This is a genomic window from Telluribacter roseus, assembly GCF_017355915.2.
GTDB lineage: Bacteria > Bacteroidota > Bacteroidia > Cytophagales > Spirosomataceae > Telluribacter.
In genome coordinates, this window is the sequence record NZ_JAFEUV020000012.1 from 28,214 (window position 1) to 50,688 (window position 22,475).

13 protein-coding genes are annotated in these 22,475 nt (G+C 53.1%); 7 read left to right on the forward strand and 6 right to left on the reverse strand.

What is annotated here, in order from left to right; translation table 11 throughout:
• Positions 1-378: 378 nt before the first annotated feature.
• From JTN23_RS19505 to JTN23_RS19515, 3 genes are all read left to right on the forward strand, one after another.
• On the forward strand, positions 379-3,711 hold the full coding sequence (locus JTN23_RS19505; protein ID WP_247236715.1) for a SusC/RagA family TonB-linked outer membrane protein: 3,333 nt from the start codon (positions 379-381) through the stop codon (positions 3,709-3,711).
• 27 nt (positions 3,712-3,738) lie between these two features.
• The gene (locus tag JTN23_RS19510) at positions 3,739-5,439 is read left to right on the forward strand and encodes a SusD/RagB family nutrient-binding outer membrane lipoprotein (protein ID WP_247236716.1); all 1,701 of its coding nucleotides are present in this window, start codon (positions 3,739-3,741) and stop codon (positions 5,437-5,439) included.
• Between the two features lie 93 nt (positions 5,440-5,532).
• A complete protein-coding gene (locus JTN23_RS19515) occupies positions 5,533-6,888 on the forward strand; it encodes a purple acid phosphatase family protein (RefSeq protein ID WP_247236717.1) in 1,356 nt (451 codons plus the stop codon).
• Between the two features lie 17 nt (positions 6,889-6,905).
• On the opposite strand, the gene JTN23_RS19520 is transcribed toward JTN23_RS19515, so the two are convergent.
• The gene (locus tag JTN23_RS19520) at positions 6,906-8,216 is read right to left on the reverse strand and encodes a hypothetical protein (protein ID WP_247236718.1); all 1,311 of its coding nucleotides are present in this window, start codon (positions 8,214-8,216) and stop codon (positions 6,906-6,908) included.
• A 210-nt stretch (positions 8,217-8,426) separates the two neighbouring features.
• On the opposite strand from JTN23_RS19520, the gene JTN23_RS19525 reads away from it, so the two are divergent.
• The 4 genes from JTN23_RS19525 (at position 8,427) to JTN23_RS19540 (ending at position 15,061) form a co-directional block, all read left to right on the forward strand.
• Entirely contained in the window at positions 8,427-9,671 is a 1,245-nt protein-coding gene (locus JTN23_RS19525) for a DegT/DnrJ/EryC1/StrS family aminotransferase (protein WP_247236719.1), read from the forward strand.
• Positions 9,672-9,700: 29 nt separating this feature from the next.
• Complete coding sequence (locus JTN23_RS19530; RefSeq protein ID WP_247236720.1) at positions 9,701-12,382, forward strand: glycosyl hydrolase 2 galactose-binding domain-containing protein; 2,682 nt, start codon at positions 9,701-9,703, stop codon at positions 12,380-12,382.
• Positions 12,383-12,694: 312 nt separating this feature from the next.
• Positions 12,695-14,605 (forward strand): PAS domain-containing sensor histidine kinase, encoded by a 1,911-nt coding sequence (locus JTN23_RS19535; protein ID WP_247236721.1) that lies wholly within the window; start codon positions 12,695-12,697, stop codon positions 14,603-14,605.
• 24 nt (positions 14,606-14,629) lie between these two features.
• On the forward strand, positions 14,630-15,061 hold the full coding sequence (locus JTN23_RS19540; RefSeq protein WP_247236722.1) for a response regulator: 432 nt from the start codon (positions 14,630-14,632) through the stop codon (positions 15,059-15,061).
• 76 nt (positions 15,062-15,137) lie between these two features.
• On the opposite strand, the gene JTN23_RS19545 is transcribed toward JTN23_RS19540, so the two are convergent.
• The 5 genes from JTN23_RS19545 to JTN23_RS19565 form a co-directional block, all read right to left on the reverse strand.
• Positions 15,138-15,839: a 3-keto-disaccharide hydrolase gene (locus tag JTN23_RS19545; RefSeq protein WP_247236723.1), complete on the reverse strand. Its 702-nt coding sequence runs from the start codon at positions 15,837-15,839 to the stop codon at positions 15,138-15,140.
• Between the two features lie 32 nt (positions 15,840-15,871).
• On the reverse strand, positions 15,872-17,035 hold the full coding sequence (locus JTN23_RS19550) for an AraC family transcriptional regulator (protein ID WP_247236724.1): 1,164 nt from the start codon (positions 17,033-17,035) through the stop codon (positions 15,872-15,874).
• Positions 17,036-17,081: 46 nt separating this feature from the next.
• Positions 17,082-18,332 carry an MFS transporter gene (locus JTN23_RS19555; RefSeq protein ID WP_247236725.1) on the reverse strand — a complete coding sequence of 417 codons (1,251 nt, stop codon included), beginning with the start codon at positions 18,330-18,332 and terminating at the stop codon, positions 17,082-17,084.
• Positions 18,333-18,471: 139 nt separating this feature from the next.
• Positions 18,472-19,308, reverse strand: a complete 837-nt coding sequence (locus JTN23_RS19560; RefSeq protein ID WP_247236821.1) for an ROK family protein — start codon at positions 19,306-19,308, stop codon at positions 18,472-18,474.
• Positions 19,309-19,782: 474 nt separating this feature from the next.
• Positions 19,783-22,392, reverse strand: coding sequence for a family 20 glycosylhydrolase (locus JTN23_RS19565; RefSeq protein WP_247236726.1), 2,610 nt, complete (start codon positions 22,390-22,392; stop codon positions 19,783-19,785).
• Positions 22,393-22,475 lie beyond the last annotated feature (83 nt).

Below are 22,475 nucleotides of genomic sequence, written 5' to 3' on the forward strand. Positions count from 1 at the left end.
ACTACGCTTTCTGCCATTTCTGCCTTGTACATTGCGCCTCTGTTTCAGTTTTTTAGTCAGAGCCTGCGCAGTGTCGACGTACCGGCGGGGGGGGGGCCCCCCCCCCCCCCCCCCCCCCCACCCCCCCCCCCCCCCCCGCTTCTGTATTAATCATGTGTAAACTACATTACCAGATTATTAAATCATGAAATACCTTTATATACCAGTAGTCTTTTTGGGGGGCAGATCAGTATCATAGGTACCACTCCAAACGGTAGGCCCTATGGACAAAAAGCTACTTCAGGCCGGGTGCAACACCTCCTGAATAAATACCAGTACCAGGTTTTCGCATACACTTCTTGAACCTTTAGAGCAGGCATACAACTTAACTATCAACCTATGGAACAACACTCTATTATCCCACTAACGCTGCGACGATTGCTCATCATTCTAATTATGATTGGAATGTGCCTTCCAGCGGTCGCCAACCAGCCACTTCGTACTGTAACCGGTAGAGTTACCTCACAAGCCGACGGTACCCCTATGCCGGGTGTGAACGTACTGCTAAAAGGAACCCAGACCGGTACCACCACCAACGCATCAGGTACCTACTCCATTGATGTTCCGAACGACAACGCCGTACTGGTGTTCTCGTACATTGGGTACAACTCCATGGAGGTACCCGTAGGCGGCAGAAGTACGGTAGATATCACCCTCGAAGAAAGCGTAGAAACCCTGCAGGAAGCCGTAGTAACGGCTCTGGGTATTCGAAGAGAAAAACGATCGCTGGGCTATTCGATCGGTGAAGTGTCAGGAAAAGATATTGTAAATGTGCCGCAGGAAAACGTCATGAACGCCTTATCGGGTCGGGTAGCGGGGGTGCAGATCAACCAGACCAGCGGCGTGGGCTCATCGGTAAGCGTTATTATCCGCGGAGCTACCTCACTCAGCAGCGACAACCAGCCCCTGTTCGTGATTGACGGAGTACCCGTTGCCAACTCGCTGAACAACCTTCGTCAGATGGGTGATCGTAACAACGTGGACTATGGTAATGCCATTTCGGACATCAACCCCGAAGATGTGGAGTCTATTTCGGTACTGAAGGGCCCTAGCGCGGCCGCTCTGTACGGCTCACGTGCCGGTAATGGGGTGATCCTGATTACCACCAAGAAAGGAGTCAGAGGCCGTGGACTGGGTGTGGTGTTCTCTACCAGCAATGTATTCGAAACGCCCTACCGCTACCTGGACTTTCACTATAAGTACGGAAGCGGTAGCCGCCCTTCGCGCCTGGACGAAACATCCGCCTACTGGGCCGGTCCTGAACTGAACGTTGGCAATACCGCCGTGCAGTGGAACAGCCCTGTGGATGCCAATGGTAACAAGATACCAACGGAGCTGAGAGCCTATCCGGATAACATGAAGAACTTCCTGCAGACCGGAATTACTTCTACAAATAACCTGGCTATTTCGGGATCAAGTGACAAGGGTACCTACCGCCTGTCATACAACCTGATGAAAAACAAGGGCCTGATCCCCAACTCCGACCTCAACCGTAACAGCCTCTCCTTTGCAGGTACGTATGATGTTCACAGCAAGATACGCGTAACGTCAAATCTGAACTTTGTCCGTTCCAACTCGGATAACCGCCCCTCTACGGCCAACCGGGGTGCTAACCCGCTGGAAGCCGTGTACATCTGGCCGCATGTCAATGTACAGGACTTGCGGGACTACTGGGTACCTGGTCAGGAAGGTATACAGCAGCGTCGTCCGGCTAACAACGGAGATAACCCCTACTTCCTGGCGTACGGCATCAACAATGGTTTCGTACGGGACCGGGCTTTCGGTAATATCAAGGTGGATTTCCAGCTGACGCCTGAGCTGTCGGCCTACGTTCGGGGTATGCACGATGTATTCTTTGAAAACCGTGAGACCAAGATACCCTGGAGCTACTCCCGCGCCCAGAACGGAGGCTACTTCCTGCAGGACATTAACCGCAGTGAAAGCAACGCCGACTTCCTGCTCACGTACAAGAAGAAAGTGGGTGACTTTGACGTAAGCATTTCGGGAGGTGGTAACTACATGATCCAGTCGTACCGCGATGACTACATTGGTAGCGGTAGCGGTGGTCTGACGATCCCGGGTATCTACCGGGTGAGCAATATTGCCCGTGCCGGTGAAGGGGGTACCAACCTGCAGGTAAGCAACTACGCCGACCGCAAAGGGATATACAGCTTGCTGGGTAACGCTTCCATCGGATTCAGAGATATGCTTTACCTGGACCTGACCGCCCGTAACGACTGGTCAAGTACACTGCCCGTTTCGAACCGCTCGTACTTCTACCCATCCGCCTCACTGAGCTGGCTGGCCAACTACACCTTCAATCTGCCCCAGCAGGTATCCCTGCTGAAGTTCAGAGCAGGATGGGCTCAGGTAGGTAACGATACCGGTCCTTACCAGCTCAACCCGATCCTGTCGACTGGTAGCTGGGGTAGCCTCATTACGACCAGCCTGCCGGGTACCCTGCTCAACCCGCAGCTCCTGCCCGAGATCGCCACCTCCACCGAAGTGGGTGTTGACTTTAACCTGTTCGACAACCGCCTGCGCTTTGAAGGTACCTACTACTACGTAGAGAATCAGAACCAGATCCTGGATATCGCTACGCCTGCTTCGTCGGGCTATACCAGCAAGAAGATCAACGCAGGTCTGCTGGCAAGCCGGGGCTGGGAACTGATGCTGGGGGGTAGCCCTATCCGTGATCGCAACGGCTGGAACTGGGATCTGAGTGTCAACTTTACCCGCAACCGGACTACCATCAAGGCCCTGGCCGAAGGCATGAACTTCTATCAGCTGTGGGATGATAACAACGGCGGTGCCTTTACAAGAGTCGGTGAAGAAATCGGTAATATCTACAGCCGGGGCTACGCCTTCGTGGATGATCCGGCCTCTCCCTATTATCGCTGGCCTATCCTCTCTACCGCCGGCTCCTGGATCGCTGTCAACGATCGGGATGCCCGTATGAAGGTAGGTAACTTCAACCCCCGGTTCCTGATGGGAGCCCAGACCACCCTCTCGTACAAGCGCTTTAACCTCAATGCCAGCTTTGACTGGCGGTTTGGCGGTAATTTCCAATCCTACACCTACCGCTACGGTGGTTCCGACTGGAAATCACAGCTTCAGGTCAACAACCTGATTCCGGGAGGTCAGTATACCCAGGAACAACTGATCGCCTTGTTGAAATCAGATCCTGAAAAATACATCATCCCTCAGAACGGCAATTTCCCCCGGGTAGGTGGCTATACAGAGGCGACCGGTGGTCTGCCTTTCGACTCCAACGGCGACGGTGTGATGGAGTACGACGGGGTGTTCATTCCCGGGGTGATTCGTATGCCGGATGGTACTTACGTGGAGCACCTGGGTGGCCCCGGTACCATGATCCGTCCCGCCTCCAACCAGTTCCCGTGGAGCTTCAACCAGCAGATTACCTTTGATGCTTCGTTCCTGAAGCTACGGGAGATCTCATTTGGCTACGATTTGCCTAACTTTGGTGGTATCCGCAATGCCAACATCTCGGTGTTCAGCCGGAACATCGTCCTGTGGACCGCTGCTAAGATTGGTATAGATCCTGAGAGAGCGTTCCAGGCCGACGGCGGACGCTTCCGTCAGGGAATTGAGCTCCAGAACGTAATGCCATGGACGGTTCCCGTTGGATTTAAACTAAATTTCAATTTTTAAGAGACGAAACACTAAAAGCTTAACAATATGAATGTACTTAAGCTAGCAACCAAATCGATACTTGTGGGGGGGCTGCTGTTTGCTACGTCGTGTGGCGATCATCTGACCAGGCTGAACGAAAACCCCAACGGAATAGACCCCTCATCGGCCAATCCTAACCAGCTGCTCCCGTCTGTCATGACCGAAGCCGCCAAGGAATACGTAAGCCTCGGGTACGGGGACATTGGAGGTACCATGCAGCATACCCAGAAAGACGGCTGGTTCTCGGGCCATAACCATTACGACTGGTCGCCCCGCGACTGGAGCAACTGGTACGGGATGCTGCGTAACAACAACTTCCTGCACCAGCGGGCTGTGACCCTGGGCTATAAGTTTCATGAGGGTGTGGCACTTACCATGAAAGCCTTCATCTACGGCTCTATCGCGGATCTGTGGGGTGACGCGCCTTATAGTAATGCGGTTCGCGGAAACGAATCCAACGAGTTTCTTACACCTACGTTTGACAGTCAGGAGGCGATCTACAACGGGATCATCGAGGACCTGAAAGCAGCTTCGGCCCTCTTTGCTACCGGTGATAAAACGGGGGTGATCAACAACTACGATGTGTACTACGCGGGTGATCCGGCCAAGTGGCAGAAGTTTGCCAACACCCTGCTCCTGCGCTACTACATGCGTATTTCGGACAAGAAACCTGAAATAGCCAAAGCTGGTATCGAGAGCATCTATAACTCAGGGATTTATATCAAAACGTCCGCTGAAGATGCTACCATGAGCTACATTGGAGCCAACAGCAGCAACTCCTGGCCCGAGACGGTAGCCTTTGATCAGTCCGAATCCAACTGGCGCCGGATCAAGCCCGGAAAAGCACTGATCGACAACCTGGTTATGAACAATGATCCCCGCCTGACCGTCTGGTTTTCTCCGGTGCACGTCCAGTGGGTGGCTGACCCTACTCTAACCGTGGCCACGGATGAGTTTATCCGTAAAGATGGCGTTATCCAGCAGGGCGTGAAGTTCCTGACCGATGTACAGTTCAGAGCCCAGAAGGCCCTGGGTCACAAGTTTACCCGTCACTTCAATCCCAATCTGATACCGACTACGCTCCGCCTGGATACCGGCCGCTACGTAGGTCTGCCCGCCGGACTACTTGATCCATCGGAATACAACTACAACCCCACTCCGGGCCAGACCGTAGAGAACCAGCATGTATCGCAGCTTGCGGATGTATACCGCAACAGCAGTGGAGGTATCCTGCGCGCCCGACTTGCCTCAGCCGCCGAAGCTTCGTTTATCCTGGCCGAAGCAGCTCTTAAAGGCTGGGCAGTAGGAAGTGCCGAGACGCACTACAACACCGCCATCAAAAACTCCCTGGATGCCTGGGGCGTGGGTAGCCAGTACGCTACCTTCATCACCCAGCCTGGAGTGGCCTACAAAGGTACCCTGGCCCAGATCATGGAGCAAAAGTGGATCGCCGGCTGGACCGCCGCTACCGAGTCATGGTTTGATTTCCGTCGTACCGGTTTCCCTGCTCTGAAAGCCGGACCAGCTTCTCCGCAGCCTGTGTTGCCCGTGCGCTTTATCTACGGAGATAATGAGCAAAACTTTAACAACAACAACTACAAGAATGCCATGAATGCACTGCAGGAGACACCCTACTCAGTGCTGAGGGGTAAAAACAGCCAGTGGTCCAAGCCGTGGCTGATGCAGGGAACCAACAAACCCTGGTAATAAAGCGCCTGTTCATTCTTTTAGTCAGAGGCGGGATGTACCATCCCGCCTCTCTTTATTCAATTCCTCTTCTCCCTTACTCATTCCCGGTATATGTCCTTTCCCCTCAATTTCAATTTCTTTTTAGTTTGTACAGTGCTACTCGCGGCTCCCGGACTGGCTGCCGCCCAAACGGCGGCCTCTGCCCAGGATCTGACCCGGGCGACGGAGATGAATCTGGATGTCAAGCTGATGTTCCCTTCTCCAGTTCCGGACCGTATCATCCTTAATCTGACGGCTGAGCCGGAGAACTCGGTGGCGGTGAACTGGCGTACGGATACTACGGTGCAGCAGGGTATCGTGGAGGTAGCCCTGGCTACGGATGGTACCCAGTTTATCCAGCAACTCCGGAAGATCACGGCTACCACCGAGTACCTGCGCACCCGACATGAGCAGGAGCCCGCTGTAAGCGCCCACTACCATTCGGCCGTTATCGATGGACTTACACCCGGTAACGTATATGTATACCGGGTAGGCTTTGGGAATGGGTGGAGCGAGTGGTTCCAGTATAGGATGCCCGAGAGCACCAGGGGTCGTCCGCTATCCTTCCTGTACTTTGGTGATGCCCAGAATGATGTCAAATCACACTGGTCGAGGGTTATCCGGGAGGCGTACAAGAAAATGCCGGAAGTGGACTTTATGCTGCACGCCGGTGACCTCATCAATCGCCACGACCATGACATCGAGTGGGGCGAGTGGTTTCAGGCCGGTTCGTTCATCCACGCTACCGTACCCAGTGTCATGACGCCCGGCAACCACGAGTACCGCAACGTAAAGCTTTCGCCCCACTGGCGTCCGCAGTACAACCTACCCCTCAATGGCCCCAAGGGGTTAGAGGAAACCTGCTACCAGGTCAACTACCATGATCTGAAAGTGGTATCACTGGATGCGGAGCAGATAGACGAGACACCTTACTACGCCCAGAAGCAGGCCCAGTGGCTGGACTCCATCCTGACTCACGACGCGCGCCGCTGGACGGTACTGACCATCCACTACCCCTTTTACTCCACCAAACCTAACCGGGATAACCTGGAGCTACGCAATCGCTTTAAGCCCATCCTGGATAAACATAAGGTAGATATAGTCTTGCAGGGCCACGACCACGCCTACGGACGGGGCATGGTGAGCAACTCGCCCAGCGGACAAAACCGCCGGGCCCAGCTATCGGGTACCATGTACGTAGTATCGGTGTCGGGCCCTAAAATGTACAATCTGTCGGAGGATCCCTGGATGTTCAGGAAAGCGGGCAACAGTCAGATGTTTCAGATCATAACCATTCAGGACAATCAGCTCCTCTACAACGCCTACACCGCTAAGGGTGAGCTCTATGATTCATTTATATTGAGAAAACAGAAAGGAGAAGCCAATACGCTGGTCAATAAAACTCCCAACACACCCGAAAAGCGCTGAAAGAGGGCTTTCTGATATTAGATGTTATCCTGGTTACGGGCCTGTAAGGTGTTGAATCGTTTCTGTGCGTGGGGCAATTCGCCGTGGGTACTGATGGCAATGAATGACAGCAGGGCTATCAGTACCCCTACGGCCACCAGTCCGGCACTCCACGCTCTGACTGCTACGCCTCTTTCGGCAAATTCAGCCCTAACCTTTCCAATTAGAAGCGCGATGATCAGGTAGTTGACTATATACAGGTACTGCTCAATGCGGTAGGTACTTAGGAAGGCTCCGGTGATCAGCAGGCTGTACAGGATGTACAAGGCAAAGTGACCCAGGAAGAAGATCAGAATGTCGTGATAGGTAAAAGTAGCAGCTGTACCCGTTCGGGTGAGGTAGTACCTATATACCCACACGCCCGTTAGGACCAGAATCAGCAGGATCGCCACCCACTGTACCTCCCCCACCACACCCGGGGTAGCTCCGATCCCATCAAAGGTTCGGGACAGGCTCTCAGTCTCAAAGGACTGATCCCACACCACAAAAGGGATGATCAGCACCAGAAACAACAGGGGGAATAAGGTACTGCTTCGGCTCGTTGGAGTCTTAGCTGCCTCCCAGCGGGAGGTAAAGGTACCATAGGCCATACCTGCTCCGCCAAAGAAGCCCAGTGAGTACTCCATCACGTTCCAGAAATTGAATGGGATGCCCGACACATGGCCCAGTACCTGCAGAAAATTGCCGAACGCAAACCCAAATCCACCTCCCAGTCCTGCAAATACGGCTACTCGTAGGGCAGCATAGTACCCCTGTCGGACCAGGTACCACGTGAGGGCGGCGGCCATGCCGAGGCAGGCAGCCCATAGCTCCGACCGGGGAGGCGTCATCAGCCACCCAAACTGCTCGATCAGAAAGAAATAGAAGAGCAAAGCTCCTACCGTCATTTCCACGATGAGCTGGGGCCAGTGTACCTTTTCACCCCGGGTACCATCAGCCAGGGCCAGCCCGAACAGCCCTCCACCCATAAAGCCATACAACCCGCCAATGACAAAGAGCATGAATAACCCGTAGTACACGTTGATAAACTCAACATCCCGCCCATACCCTACTACCGCACCGTAGCTCATAATACCCCCTACTCCCCACCCGAGCGCCCCGGCTAGCGTAGCCTGAAAGGCCCGGCGATACCAGTCGTCGCGCTTGGTAATGAGGAGGATACTCAATGAACCAATGGCTCCGGCCCAGGCAGCGCCCTGCTCGTGACCAAACTGACCACGTATAGCCCAGGCCGTACCTAATGATAAGCCAGCCATCGCCATGCCGGCTACGAGTGTATCTCTCTTCATGCAGGAATCAGAATTATAAACCAGCTGGCAAAGGGGATAGGAATGCGTAAGGGAAGCTTTGGCTATACTACTGACACTATGGCTATTAGGACTATTGTTCTCAAAAATTTATCTATCTCAGGTAGTCTTAAACAGAGCCCCATTAGTACTTAGTATAGGAGTAGTACCTTTTGTCTGCCCGATACGCAGGATGATCTATCTTAACGGTATATGAATCAGCAAACAGACCTGGCCATCCACGGTGGGGCCAAAACCGTCACCCGTACCTTCCCCTGGCCTGTCTTTGACGAGTCGGAGGTTCAGGCCGTCATGAGCATCGTACAAAGTGGTGCCTGGGGCAATCCGGACTGCAAAGGTGAGGTAGAGGCCTTCGAAAAGGATTTTGCCGCGTACTGCGGTACCCGATACGCCGTAAGCTGTGTGAATGGATCGGTGTCGCTCCGGCTGGCGCTGATCGCCTGTGGCGTCCGACCCGGCGATGAAGTGATCGTGCCGCCCTATACGTTCATAGCCACGGCCTCTACGGTCATCGAGGCCAACTGCGTACCCGTGTTCGTAGACATTGACCCTGCTACCTACAATATCAGTCCTGAGGCCATCGAAGCGGCCATTACCGAGCGTACCCGGGCTATTATACCCGTACACTTCGCAGGACAGGCCTGTGATATGGACCGGATCATGGAGATAGCCCGGCGCCACAACCTGCGCGTTATCGAAGATGCGGCCCACGCTCACGGTGCTGAGTACAAAGGCCGGAAGCTGGGAACCATCGGGGATGTGGGTAGCTTTAGCTTTCAGTCCTCCAAAAACCTCAACAGCGGCGAAGGCGGTATCATAGTCACCAACGATGAGCCACTCTACCAGATGATGGCTTCGCTCCGCAACGTCGGTCGGATGGAAGGAGGCCAGTGGTACGATCACTACAACCCGGGCTGTAACTACCGGATTACCCAGCTGCAGGCTGTGCTCTTATCTCACCAGCTCAAACGGCTGGATGAGCAGACCCGGACCCGCAACCAGAACGGCCTTTACCTCAATGAGCTATTAGGTACTATTGACGGCATTACTCCCCTCGAAAGAGGCTTTGGGGAAACGCTCCACGCCTACCACCTGTATATTTTCAAATACGATAAGGCAAAGTTCGGCGGAGTACCCAAAGATGAATTCGTAGCTATGCTGGCGGCCGAGGGAGTACCCTGTTTCAAAGGATACCCGCATCCGCTCTATCGCCAGCCCCTCTTCCAGCAAAAGAACTTCATGTGCTACGCCATACCAGATAGCGTTGACTACACCGGCGTCTTTTGTCCCGTAGCCGAGCGGGCCTGCAGTGAGGAAGCCGTCTGGATACTCCAGCCCGCTATGCTGGGTACCCGTGAGGATATGGAAAGCTTCGCTCAGGCCATTATCAAGATCCAGAAAGCAGTATGTCCTGTGCCTTCCCCGACCACCCTATAATGTATACCCCTAGTCCTACCCTTGTAAGAATGCACTTTATCCCCTTCACCCGCTTTTTCCCACTAGTTATCGTTTTACTCAGCCTGTTGATCACCGGGTGCAGTACTGGTGTACAAGTAGAAGAACGCCCCCTCACCGACAACTGGACCCTTATCTCCTCCAAAGAGGTACAGGCTGACGTTCAGGCCTTATCTTCTGAATCATTCACCCCCGACAACTGGGTAAAAGCCTCGGTACCCACCACCGTACTGGGGGCCCTGGTCGATGCCGGAGTCTATAAAGATCCGTTCTTTGGGAAAAACCTGGAAACCATACCTCGCCAGCCCTTTGAAAACGCCTGGTGGTTCAGGACGAGCTTTGAGTTAGATGGCTTCAGTAGTGAGAAAGAACAGCTCCGCCTGCTCGTGGATGGCATCAACTACCGGGCCGACTTCTGGCTCAACGGCAAGCAAATAGCCTCGCAAGATACACTGTTTGGTGCCTTCCGCCAGTTCGAGCTGGATATTACTGAGGCAGCCCGGGCGGGTACCAATGTACTGCTGGTACAGGTTCACCCGCCTAAGGTACGTGACTTCTACATGGGGTTTGTGGATTGGGCTCCTACCCCACCCGACCACTACATGGGCATCTACCGCGAGATCCGCCTGAAGCGTACCGGTAAGGTATCCATCGACGCTCCGTTTGTACATCCCGATCTGGACCCGAAGAATCTGGCGGAAGCTACGCTGAAAGTAAGTACTGAGCTCACCAACCACAGCAACTCCCCCCGCAAAGTAGTAGTAACCGGTACCATCGAAGACATAAAGCTGGAAAAGGAAATAAGCCTGGCTCCCCGCCAGACGACAATAGTCCAGTTTACTCCGGACGAATTTGAGCAACTTCGAATTAAAAATCCCCGCCTGTGGTGGCCCAACGGCCTGGGCAGTCCGGAGCTGTACACCCTGAAACTGGAACTGGAGGAAGAAGGGTCGCTCATCGATCAGCAGCAGACCCGCTTTGGCATCCGAAAGGTCGAAACCTACCTCAACGACAAAGGCGTGCGGGGCTATAAAGTCAACGGCCGGGAGGTACTAATCAAAAGCGGAGGCTGGGTGGATGACCTATTTCTGCGCTATATGCCCGTGAAGGACGCCGCCCAAATCCGCTACGTAAAGGAAATGAACCTCAACTCCCTCCGCTTTGAAGGCTTCTGGGGCAACAATCACCACATCTACGACCTCTGCGATGAAAACGGGATCCTGCTCATGGTAGGCTGGAGCTGCCAGTGGGAGTGGCCCGACTACCTCGGTCTGGAACTGAACATGAAGGAGGGAGACGAGAACCTGCCCATCAACGAGGGGGTTGACCTCTATGCGGTGAAGCTCACCCCCGACGAGGAAACACTCCTATCCGACTACTTCCGCGATCAGGTCAGGTGGCTACGCAATCATCCGAGCATATTTACCTGGGCCGGTGGCAGCGATGCTATGCCTAAAGCCGGATTGGAGAAGCGGTACCTGCAAACGCTGGCCCAATATGACCCTACCCGCCCCTTCCTGCTGTCGGCCGGCGATTTTAAAAGTGACGTAACGGGTCCATCGGGCATGAAAATGAACGGTCCCTACGAGTACGTACCGCCCGTGTACTGGTACGAAGACCAAAAGCTTGGCGGTGCCTTTGGCTTCAACTCCGAAACGGGCCCCGGCCCGCAGGTACCACCGGCAGCGAGTATCCGCAAGATGATACCCGATGCTGACCTGTGGCCACCCGACAATACCATGTGGAATTTCCATTCGGGACGGAAGGATTTTAATACTCTGGGCGTGTACCTGACCGCGCTCAACAATAAGTACGGCAAGCCCCAGAACCTCGAAGAACTGGCCCTGAAAGCGCAAGTGATGAACTACGAAGCCATCCGGCCTATGTTCGAAGCCTTTGTCATCAACCGCCCTACGGCCACCGGCGTAGTCCAGTGGATGCTCAACTCGCCCTGGCCGGAGTTTTACTGGCAGCTTTATGACTACTACCTGATGCCCACCGGGGCCTACTACGGCACCAAAAAGGCCGCCCAGCCCCTTAGCCTTATCTACGACTACCACCACCATACCGTGCACCTGAGCAACGATACCCGCCAGCCCATCCGGGACTACAGGGCCGAGGTAGTCCTGCTGGACCAGCAGTCGAAGGTAGTGTACCGGAAGGAGGCCTCAATCCAAGCTGCCGCAGATCAGGTTCAGGAGCTCCTGAAGCTACCGGCTCTGGCGGGCAACCGCCAGGTATACTTCCTGGACCTGAAGCTCAAAGACGCAGCCGGCCGGGTAGTAGCCGATAACTTCTACTGGCTGGCCTCCCGCCCCGACCAGCTGGACTGGAACAAATACTTCTGGTACTACACGCCGCAGAAACAATACGCCGACTTCTCAGCTCTAAGTACATTACCACAGGTACCTGTACAGGCCGAAAAGAAGGTAATCAGGCACGGGGACGAAAGCGAAGTAGCTGTTACCCTAAAGAATCCTTCAGCCCATTTAGCCTTTTTTATAGAGCTGGAACTGGCTCAGGGAGCTGACGGACCTGCGGTACTTCCCGTTTACTGGTCCGACAATTACGTATCGCTACTACCTGGTGAAAGTAAGACCCTGACCGTACGGTGCAGCGCCAAGAACACTGAACAGAAAGAACTGGTGGTCAGGATCAAAGGGTACAACCTGCAGAGGTCCATTACTCTTTGATTCAGGCTCCTGTCTTTTCCCTTGGATCTGGTTTGGATGGCTTTGGAGAACACAAATTGTACCCCCTCTTTTTGTTCCAGATACATACGTATAGCTATGAACGGACATAAACGAATGAACATGAAAAATATTTATCTGCCTTAGTCCTTTTTCTTCAAACAAAACTTTTCAACGGCAGTTACGGCATAGTATAGCTGGCTATCACTATACGTCAAACACGACCAGACTGTATTAAGATACTAGCGGTTACATGTTTTTCGTTTTTTTATTAACTTTGTCTACTTGTTTTCATAAAAGCTAGTCGCTTTATACATGCAACAAAATTGTAATCTCCTGCTTCAGAATATTAAGGAAGCGATCCTGATGCTGGATAAAGATGGATACATTATGTATTCCAATCCAGCAGCCACCTCTATTTTGGGTTATACGCCCGATGATCTTATAAATAATCACCTTACCAAGCTATATGGTGACAAAGAGGAAGCCGTAAAGGCTGATTACGAGATCCGCGAGTCGCTGAAGCATGGGAAGTATCAGGTTGAAGGCTGGAAGTACACGAAAACCGGTAGCCAGGTATGGTGCGAAATGCGGCTGGTCCCACTATACAACGAACAGAACATACACGTAGGGTACTCATGTACCCTGCTGGATATGTCCGAACGAAAAAAACGGGAGATAGAGCTACGCCAGTCGGAGGAGCGGTACCGCCTGATGGTGGAAGGGGTAAGAGACTACGCGATCTTTATGCTGAATCCGACCGGGCATATCATCACCTGGAACGAAGGAGCCCGGCGCACCAAGGGGTACAGTTCCTATGAGATCATTGGCAAACACTTTTCTACGTTCTATACCGCGGAGGATCTGGAAAACGGCAAACCTGCCCGCGAACTTAAAATAGCCATTGAGACCGGAAAGTACGAAGAAGAAGGCTGGCGGATCAAGAAAAACGGCTCTGTGTTCTGGGCCAATGTTGTGATTACGTCCCTGTTTAACGAGCAAAACAAACATATCGGATTTTCGAAAGTAACCCGTGACCTGACGGAGCGGAAAGAAAACGAGGAATCGCTCCGCCAGAGCGAGGAGCGGTACCGGTCGCTGGTAGAGCAGGTAACTGACTACGGGATATTCATGCTGGACGAAAGGGGCCGGATCATCAGCTGGAACGAAGGGGCCCGGCGTATGAAAGGGTACAATCCCGATGAGATTATCGGTAAGTACTTCTCTATCTTCTACCCGGAAGAAGACATCCTGAACGGAAAACCCTCACACGAGCTGAAAGTAGCCCGGGAGGTAGGTAAGTACGAGGAAGAAGGCTGGCGCCTCCGCAAGGATGGTACCCGGTTTTGGGCCAACGTAGTTATTACGGCCGTCTATAACTACGACGGTGCTCTCATTGGCTACTCCAAGGTAACCCGCGACCTGACCGAGCGCAAAGAAGCCGAACGGGCCCTGCGCGATAGCTATGAGCGCTACCGCCAGCTCAGTGAAGAACTGAAAATAATAAATGAAGAGTTAACATTGGCCAATGAAGAGCTCGAGCAGTTTACGTCCATCGTATCGCATGACCTTCAGGAGCCCGTAAGAACAATCAAAAGCTTTCTGCAGTTGATTGATATGAAGCTGAACAACCAGCAGTACGAGGATATGCAGATCTACATCACCAAGTCGGTCAATGCCGCTAACCGGATGAAGGAGCTGATCCAGAATCTGCTGAGTTACACGCAGGTAAGTAAGAAAGAAATATCGGAGGATGAGGTAAACGTACAGGAGCTGCTTAACCAGGCCCTGCAGAACGTCAAAACCTCGGTCGATACCACTAACGCCGAGATTATCATTGAAAGTGAGGTGGATACCATACATGGCGATAGTATTCAGCTGGTACAACTGATCCAGAACCTGCTCAGCAACGCGCTGAAATTTACCGAAGCCGAGAGTCCCCGTATCATGATCAAATGCAATAAGGAGGACGGACAGGTTAAATTTGCCATCAGCGACAACGGTATTGGCATAGCGGAAGATGACCTGAGTAAAATATTTGAAATATTCAGGAGGCTGAACACCAGGAAAGAGTATCCGGGTACCGGTATTGGACTGGCTATCTGTAAGAAGATCGTAGACAGACACCGGGGGAAAATCTGGCCGGTATCCGAAAAAGGAAAAGGCACAACCTTCTATTTTACAATCAGTGAAGAAAAGGTAGACAAACTACCAATACTACAGTAGACAAACTACCAATACTACAATAGAATGAGAAAGTTTAAAATCATTGTGGTGGAGAATGACGAGGACGAGCAGTTCTTTATGAAGCAGGGCTTCGATACCTCGGGCTTATTCGAGATCATAACCATGGTACGCAACGGAGATGTGTTGCTCGAGTGGTTAACGGACAACCAGGCTACCCTGCCGGACGTCATCCTGTCGGACCTGAACATGCCGGGCAAAAACGGCTATGATATCATTTCCGGTATCAAGTCTAACCCTACCTATACCCATATTCCTGTGATCATTACCTCGACATCCTCTACCAAGACGATCGTGGACAAATGCCTGAATTTGGGAGCCGCCGACTACGTAGTTAAGCCCGATACGTTCATTGAGTACGTTCCCTACGTGGAGAACCTACACCGACTGATTGAGAATAAAAATCTGGTGAAAGACTCTGATGCCCTGGCATCCTGAAGGTGATCAGGTACCTATACAAAAAAGAGCCTTTATACGTAAAGGCTCTTTTTTGTAACTCGTATGGATCCTGAGACTATAACTCCCGTATACGGATATTCCGGAACGAGGCCTCATCGCCGTGGTCCTGGAGCAGAATGTGCCCCTCGCCCATCCCGTAGCCTTCTACGCTCTTGAACTTACTGGCTGCCTTTGCCTCCATAAAAGCCTTACTACCCCGCTCATATTCGACTACCTTGGTACCATTGAGCCAGTGCTCCACGTGGTTGTCCTTCACCACGATCCGGCCGGTGTTCCATTGACCGATGGGCTTGAGCTTACGGGCCGAGGGCGCTATCATTTCGTACAGGCTGGCCGTGCGGCGCTTATCATCCTTGTCTTGAGCTATATCCTTATTTCCGGTATCATCGATCAGCTGGTACTCGGGGCCCAGCAAGCCTCCGTCAGGATACTTCCGGACGGCGTACTTCAGGCCGGTATTGGCACCCGGCGCCAGCTTAAACTCAAACTGCAGGTCAAAGTCGCCGTACTTCTTCCGGGTGATAATATCTCCGGCCTTGTGGGTCTTATTGCCGCCTCCATTTACGGTGAGTATTTTGTCCGACACCACCCAACCCCGTTCCGGAAACTGATCTGACCCGCTGCTGGTCCACTGGCTGGTGCCGGTTCCATTAAAAAGCCAGATCCATTCAGACGGTGGTTCGGATTGTACGGGTGCATTGGTTTGGACGAACAGGGCTGTACCGGTTAGGAAAAGAGAAGTAATCAGGGTAATCATCGGTATAAGGGTTAGGTGTTTCAATCAAACTATTATCTGCCGGCCAGGTAGCGGTTGCGGTACTCAATAGGGTTACATCCTTTTACCTGCCTGAACTGCCGGGCTATGTTCTTGCTGTCGTTGAGGCCCATATCCAGGGCTATCTCAAATACGGTCATGTCTGTTTCGAGCAACTTCTGCGTAAACTTCTCGATCCGGAGGTTATAGATGTACTTGTAAATGGGGTAGCCCGTAATATCCTGGAAGCGTTTCTCCAGCGAACGCCTTGACAGAGGTACCTGCTTTACCACATCCTCCACGCTGAGGTTGCGCTCTATATTCTGGTGGATGTACTTGAGCGAGGAGGCAATGTGGTGGTCATGGGTAGCATAGATATCCGTTGACTGCCTCGTCACGATCTGAGTCGGCTTCACCACGATATCCTGGTACTCAGCGATGCCGTTGCGGATCATGTAGTCGAGGAGCCGGGCGGCATCGTAGCCTCCCTTTTCGGCATCCAGCGCTATGCTCGACAGCGGCGGATCCGACAGCTCACACAGCATCACGTCATTATCCACCCCCAGTACGGCTACCTCTTCGGGTATACGTATACCCGACAGGCGGCAGGCTTCGGTAATATGCTGGCCCTGGTTGTCGTCGCAGGCCATCAGCGCTATGGGCTTGGGCAGTGACTTCAGCCACTGACTAAGTGAACTGGGCCGGTAGTACCAGAGCTCACTGGCGCTTTCCATCGTATTCTCGAACGAATGTACCTGATAGCCGGCCCGCCTGATGCGCGATTCAAAGCCTTCGGCCCGCTCCCTCGACCACACGATATCCCCGAAACCGTAGAAGGCAAAGTGGGTAAATCCCTTTTTGAGGAAGTACTCGGCTGCCAATACGCCGGTTTCGTGGTAGGCACCGGTGATGTTGGGTATCTCGGTAAAGCGCTCCTTAAAGTCCTGGGCGATCACGGGTATACCGGCCTGTACGATCTTCTCGATATCCTTGTCATTGTACAACTGCCCGATGATGCCATCCGCCTCCCACTCGAGAGCCCACTGCAGTATTCCTTCCAATCCGATGGTTTCGCGGTGAAAGAGCGGCATCCGGCAGAAAATCCACGGACCGTACTCACTGGAGTACTTGCTGATGCCTTTTAGCAGGTCTTTGCTGTACTCCTCCGCAAAATCAATAAGCAGTATGATCTTATACATGCCTTACCAGTAGTTGCTGTACTATAAGTGACTCAGGGGGACTTTTCTACTTAAATAAGTCCTTGAAACTACTCACCGTAGCATTGTTGACCAAAGGCTTGGCCCACAGCCCGATGCTCAGGATATAGCCCAGGGTGAGCAGGTTAAAGAGCATGGCCATCCGGAGCCCCACCAGCTCGCCCAGCCCGCCAATGATAAGCGGGACGATGGCCCCTCCGGCTATACCGCTACAAAGTATACCCGAGAAGGTACCGTGGTGATTAGGTACGGAGTTAAGCGCCAGCGATACGATGATCGACCACATCACGGAGGCGAAGAAGCCCGTGATCGGAAAGGCGTAGATAGCAGTCTCCTTTAATCCGAACAGCGCCACCAGCAGCGCTACGACCGCCCCGGCCGTAAAGGCAATGAGTACCCTCCGGCTGTCAAACAACTTGAGCAGTACCAGCCCCAGTACGCAGCCGATCGTCAGCAGTCCCCAGAAGTAGGACATCACGCTGGCTCCCGTTGTAGCCGGGTCTACGTCGTGGTAGGTCTGCAGAAACTTGGAAGCCCAGTTGGCTATACCCTGCTCGGTACCCACGTAGGAAAAGATACCCAGGAAGAAGAGTAGCACCATCCGGTTGGACAGTAGCTCCCGGAAGGTTTCGCCGGTACCCATGCGTTCGTCGTCACGCAGTTCTACGGCCGGGAAGCGTACCAGGCCAATCACCAGTACCATCAGCAGGGCCACCAGCGCGAACACCCAGTAGAGCGATACCCACTTCATGTCAGCAGGTACTACGCCGTTGAAAAGACTGATCAGTGGAGAGCCATCGCCCGAATGTACATGGCGCACCAGGTAGCTGTACAGCAACGGACTCAGGAAGGAAGCTCCGCCAAAGAAAAGCTGCGCCAGTACCGAGTTAAAGGCAAAGTTCTCCTCTCCCCCCGCTACCCGTAGTAGCGGGTTGATCACCACCTGCAGCATAGCCATGCCGATCCCGATCAGGAATAGGGACGTAAGCGCGATGGGGAAGCTGGGAATGATAGCAAACAGCAAAGCCCCGGCAAAGGCGATCACAAAGGCCCAGAACAGTACCTTTTTCTCCCGGTACTTCTCGGCCATGATACCCGACGGTATGGACATGACACCGTACGAAACAAAAAAAGCAAAAGGCAGAAAACCAGCCAGGCCGATGCTCAGTTCAAAGCTATCAACGATGTCAGGAATAATAGGGCCCAGGATGTTGCTCAGGAAGGAGATGACAAAGAATATGATAAAGATGAGGAAGACCAGCAGAGAGTTACGTTTCATACAATAGGTACTAGCAAATGCAGGGTTAGGAATAGGAGTTGATCAGGTACCCATAGGTACCTGCTGAAATATACGATAAATTAGATAAGCCCAAACGGAGCAAGAGGCATTTTGTACGTGATTCGTTGACCATTATTCATCAGAGCGCCTGGTCTACCAGCGCCGCGGCCCCAAGCAGCGCTATGCAATCATCCTCCGAGCGCATGATCTTCAGACGCCGGACGGACTGCGGAAAGGCAAAGTCATCCAGACTATGCAGCATGGTGTCTTTGAAGAAGTCGTACCCTTTGGCGATGGAGCCCCCCAGTACGATCACTTCGGGGTCGTAGGCGTAGATAACGGCCTTGATGGCATAGCCCAGGTGCATGCCAAACTCTTCCCAGATTTTCAGAGCCCGGGTGTTTCCGCGCAGGGCAGCCCGTTGAGCATCGTAGGCGGTGAGTCCGTGCTTTTTCTCAAAGAAGTGGCTGCACACGTAGTACTCGAGATTACGGTCCAGGTAGGGCAGCATTCCTATTTCGCCGGCGCCGCAGTTGTGCCCCATGTACAGGCGGTTGTTGGTAATAAGCCCCGACCCCAGGCCGGTACCTATGGCCATGCCTACCACGGAGCTGTACGTCCTGGCAAGCCCGTAGCGGTGTTCGCCCAGGGTAAAGCAGTTGACGTCGTTGTTGATAAAAACCGGTAGTCCAAACTCCTCTTCGAGTATGTTACGGAGCTCTACCCGTTCCCACGATGGTATGTTAACTACGTTATAGACGATGCCTTTTTCGATATCAACTACGGAGGGTACCCCTACGCCTATGCCCTTTACTGGAAGCTTCGCGTAAGGCCGGATCAGTTCCAGCAGTTGGGATAAGGTGGCCGACAGCGAAGCCTTGTTTTCCAGCGCCACTCTGGATAACTGGGTAATGGTACCGTCCTGCTCGATACCGGCCCGTATGGTACTTCCTCCTAAATCTACACCAATAGTCATTGTGGATGTATAATGTTGTGTAGCCCGAGGTACTCTAGTCATAGTACCAGGTGAGCTATTTGTACAAATTCATGAACCTACTTTGCCTGCTCCTGCCTTTCTCACTTCCTCTACACTACTGATCAGCCGGGTACCTGTAAGCCGAAGCTTTTCTATCTGGCACTTGGTTGTACTTTTCAAATAGGACATTTTGGCCCTTATGCCTGATGTACCTGTTTGTCCTGTTTTGTTGGGATAGATTAGAGGCGGAGCTGCTTATGTGGTATACCTTGAACCGCGGGAGAAGGACTATCAGCACGGGTGAAATTTAGTATAAGGCAACCACTAACCCTTGCAAGAATATCAATGTGATACTAGCCCGTAGAGTGTTGTGCCGGTAAGTGACTTAGCGAAGAGGCGGATCAGGTACCTAGGAGAAAGGTATCTCTCTCCATTTTGAGTTCAGGAAGAAGGAAGAAAAATGTAGTACACTACCTACCGGTTAGTGAGCACTTCCTGTGGTTGCACCAGCGTGGTACGGCTGGATCTGCCGGAGGCATCAAAGCTTTTGAGCTTTACAGTACCACTTGCTTTAACAGGCCCCCTATATACTGCTGATTCTATGTGTGGTTCGGTGCCATCGGTAGTGTAACGTATAGTAAGTCCCGGAAAGGCTACATTGGCTTTTAGAGTCCCCTGTTCAATGATGGCTCCCGGCAGCGGCAACCGGTAGTTGTACCCTCCGTTGAGTCGGGCCAGCCGGGGCAGCTCTTTCTGCGCCAGCGTATTGGCAAACCTATTCCAACCCGCCTGTATTTCCTGCTCGCGCCTGTCAGTGCTGCTGATTGTTTCCCAGCTGCGTTCGGCAGCCCAGGCACTCTCGGCAAAGCCCAGGAGCTTGGGCAGCAGGTAGTACTCCATCATGTCACGTCCCTTGATGGTTTCGCTCCATAGCTGGGCCTCTACACCCAGTATATTTTTCCGGGCTTCGGGTTTGAGGGATTGCCATCCCGCGGGTTCTTTACCTGTATCCAGTGGCTGGCCCATGTGGGTGGTATAGGTAGTGCGGTACATTTCGTAGGGGGCAAAGGTCCAGGCTTTGCGGGTATCCACAAATCCCGCCCAGTACAGCCCCGGCTCCTTTGGGTCGTTGGAGTACGCCAGATCAAAGTAGAAGTTGGAGACGTTACAGAGTACTACCGGATAGCCCGCGTTGGCCAGCCGGTACCCCAGGTCAGGGTAGTCAAACATATTGTTCCAGATATAGGGTACCACCTTTCGTCCCACAAACTCCGGATTAGGGGCCAGTTTACCCGTAGCCGTTTTAGTCAGTACTGTCTCTTCCCAGGCATGTACCGTCAGGTTTCGCTTTTCGAGACGCTTGAGCAGCTCCCTGAAAAAGTAGGTCTGCAGATTCCTGGGATCTTTGATGTCCGGCTGGGTTTTGAGTAGCTGGGCGGCCAGGGGTGACCCCGTCCAGGCACCTTCGGGTACTTCATCTCCCCCGGCGTGGATCACATCCATCTTCAGGCCCGCCTCCTGGTACATCTTCGCCATTTCATCCACTACTTTCTCATAAAAACGATAGGTCGACTCCCGGGCCACGCTTACCACGTTATCCTTATACCCCTGGGCCGACAGGTACACCGATTGATCATCCGGGTCCACCAGCCGGTACTTTTCGGCCTCCTCTGACTTTCCCTCCTTCATCAGTCGGTGATAGCGTGCTTCCATGGCCTTGATCGCCGCCCGCGCATGACCCGGGAAGTTTAGCTCGGGGATTACCTTGATATGTCTTTCGTTGGCGTAACGAAGTATCTCGATAAAGTCTTTGCGGGTGTAGTACCCGCTGCCGTACCTGCCGTTCTGGTTGGCTACCGGTCCTGAGCCATAGGCAGGGTGCATAACCGGATCGTGCATAGAGGCCGTATGTTGCCGCTGAGCCCCCACCTCCGTTAGTTCAGGGAGTCCCTCTATCTCGAGGCGCCAGCCTTCGTCTTCGGTGGTATAAAACAAGAAGTGGTTAATCTTGTAGAAAGCCAGCAGGTCCAGCAGGCGTAAGATAGTTTCCTTGGTCTGGAAGTTGCGGCTAACATCCAGGTGCAGGCTACGAAACGCAAACCGGGGTGCATCTTCTACCATAATAAAAGGAAGCGAAATGGATCGGGAGGCCTGGAGGTAGTGCTCCGCCGGGATCAGGGCCAGCAGACTCTGCACCCCATAAAAGGCTCCCGCCGCACCATTGGCGGTAATGGCGATACCATTATCACCGATCTGAAGGCGGTACGCCTCCTCTTCCCTATCATTCACCTTTACCCTTCCCGACCTCAGGTAGATACCCGTCTCGGCTACCGGACCGGTACTACTCACCCGAAAGCTCCGGCCGGTGAGCACTTCCAGTTTCTTTTTCAGAAACCGGGCTTCATTTTCGAATCTCTTCTCATAGTGGATGGTGAGGCGGTTGTCGAGGGGGAAGGTGCGGGCTCCGGCTACAACGCGTACCGGCGTAGGGATGATCTTAAGGATAGCATCGGTATCGAGCTGGCTCAGGCCCAGGTTGTTCCGATACGTCTGTTCGGGCGTAGGCAAGGGCTCCAGATCATCCCGGCTCCGTCGGATCTGCTCCGTGCGGACGAAGGGCTTTACGCGGTAGTCGTCCACCTGTACGATCTGCTCTTTCTTGCCATAAAATACAAAGTACAAACCTACTGGTGCATCCGTTTCTTTAATTACGCCTTCAGTACCCATGTAATGAATCTCAATGGTAGCTCCGGGTTCCAGCCGGAAGCCCTTCTCGGGTACCAGCTTGTAGTAGTCGCCGTTGATATGCTGTATGGAAGCCGGTTGCGGTTTGGAATGGGCGACAATGGGTCGGGGAGCCATGTTAAAGAAAAGCGCCCAGTTCTCTTCGGTGAGGGTAAGCTTGCTGTTGTTGGTCATGACAAACTTCGCCTCAAACTCGTCTTTCTTCTGCGTCAGATTGCTTACCAGCTCCCAGGTCACCGACACGTGAGGCTCCGTTTCGGTGGCCGTCTTGCCGGACGACAGGCACCCGATCAGCCCCATCATGAGCAGTATCAGGGGTACATATATGTATTTTATCATCTTCAACACTTGGTTAAGTAGCCTGTATAGTACTGAAAGCAGTAATCAAATTACTAATAATCACTCTAACTTCTAAAAGTTTT

Coding starts and splice junctions, on each gene's coding strand:
- JTN23_RS19505 (WP_247236715.1), top strand. CDS start 379: ATGGAACAACACTCTATTATCCCACTAACGCTGCGACGATTGCTCATC.
- JTN23_RS19510 (WP_247236716.1), top strand. CDS start 3,739: ATGAATGTACTTAAGCTAGCAACCAAATCGATACTTGTGGGGGGGCTG.
- JTN23_RS19515 (WP_247236717.1), top strand. CDS start 5,533: ATGTCCTTTCCCCTCAATTTCAATTTCTTTTTAGTTTGTACAGTGCTA.
- JTN23_RS19520 (WP_247236718.1), bottom strand. CDS start 8,216: ATGAAGAGAGATACACTCGTAGCCGGCATGGCGATGGCTGGCTTATCA.
- JTN23_RS19525 (WP_247236719.1), top strand. CDS start 8,427: ATGAATCAGCAAACAGACCTGGCCATCCACGGTGGGGCCAAAACCGTC.
- JTN23_RS19530 (WP_247236720.1), top strand. CDS start 9,701: ATGCACTTTATCCCCTTCACCCGCTTTTTCCCACTAGTTATCGTTTTA.
- JTN23_RS19535 (WP_247236721.1), top strand. CDS start 12,695: ATGCAACAAAATTGTAATCTCCTGCTTCAGAATATTAAGGAAGCGATC.
- JTN23_RS19540 (WP_247236722.1), top strand. CDS start 14,630: ATGAGAAAGTTTAAAATCATTGTGGTGGAGAATGACGAGGACGAGCAG.
- JTN23_RS19545 (WP_247236723.1), bottom strand. CDS start 15,839: ATGATTACCCTGATTACTTCTCTTTTCCTAACCGGTACAGCCCTGTTC.
- JTN23_RS19550 (WP_247236724.1), bottom strand. CDS start 17,035: ATGTATAAGATCATACTGCTTATTGATTTTGCGGAGGAGTACAGCAAA.
- JTN23_RS19555 (WP_247236725.1), bottom strand. CDS start 18,332: ATGAAACGTAACTCTCTGCTGGTCTTCCTCATCTTTATCATATTCTTT.
- JTN23_RS19560 (WP_247236821.1), bottom strand. CDS start 19,308: ATGACTATTGGTGTAGATTTAGGAGGAAGTACCATACGGGCCGGTATC.
- JTN23_RS19565 (WP_247236726.1), bottom strand. CDS start 22,392: ATGATAAAATACATATATGTACCCCTGATACTGCTCATGATGGGGCTG.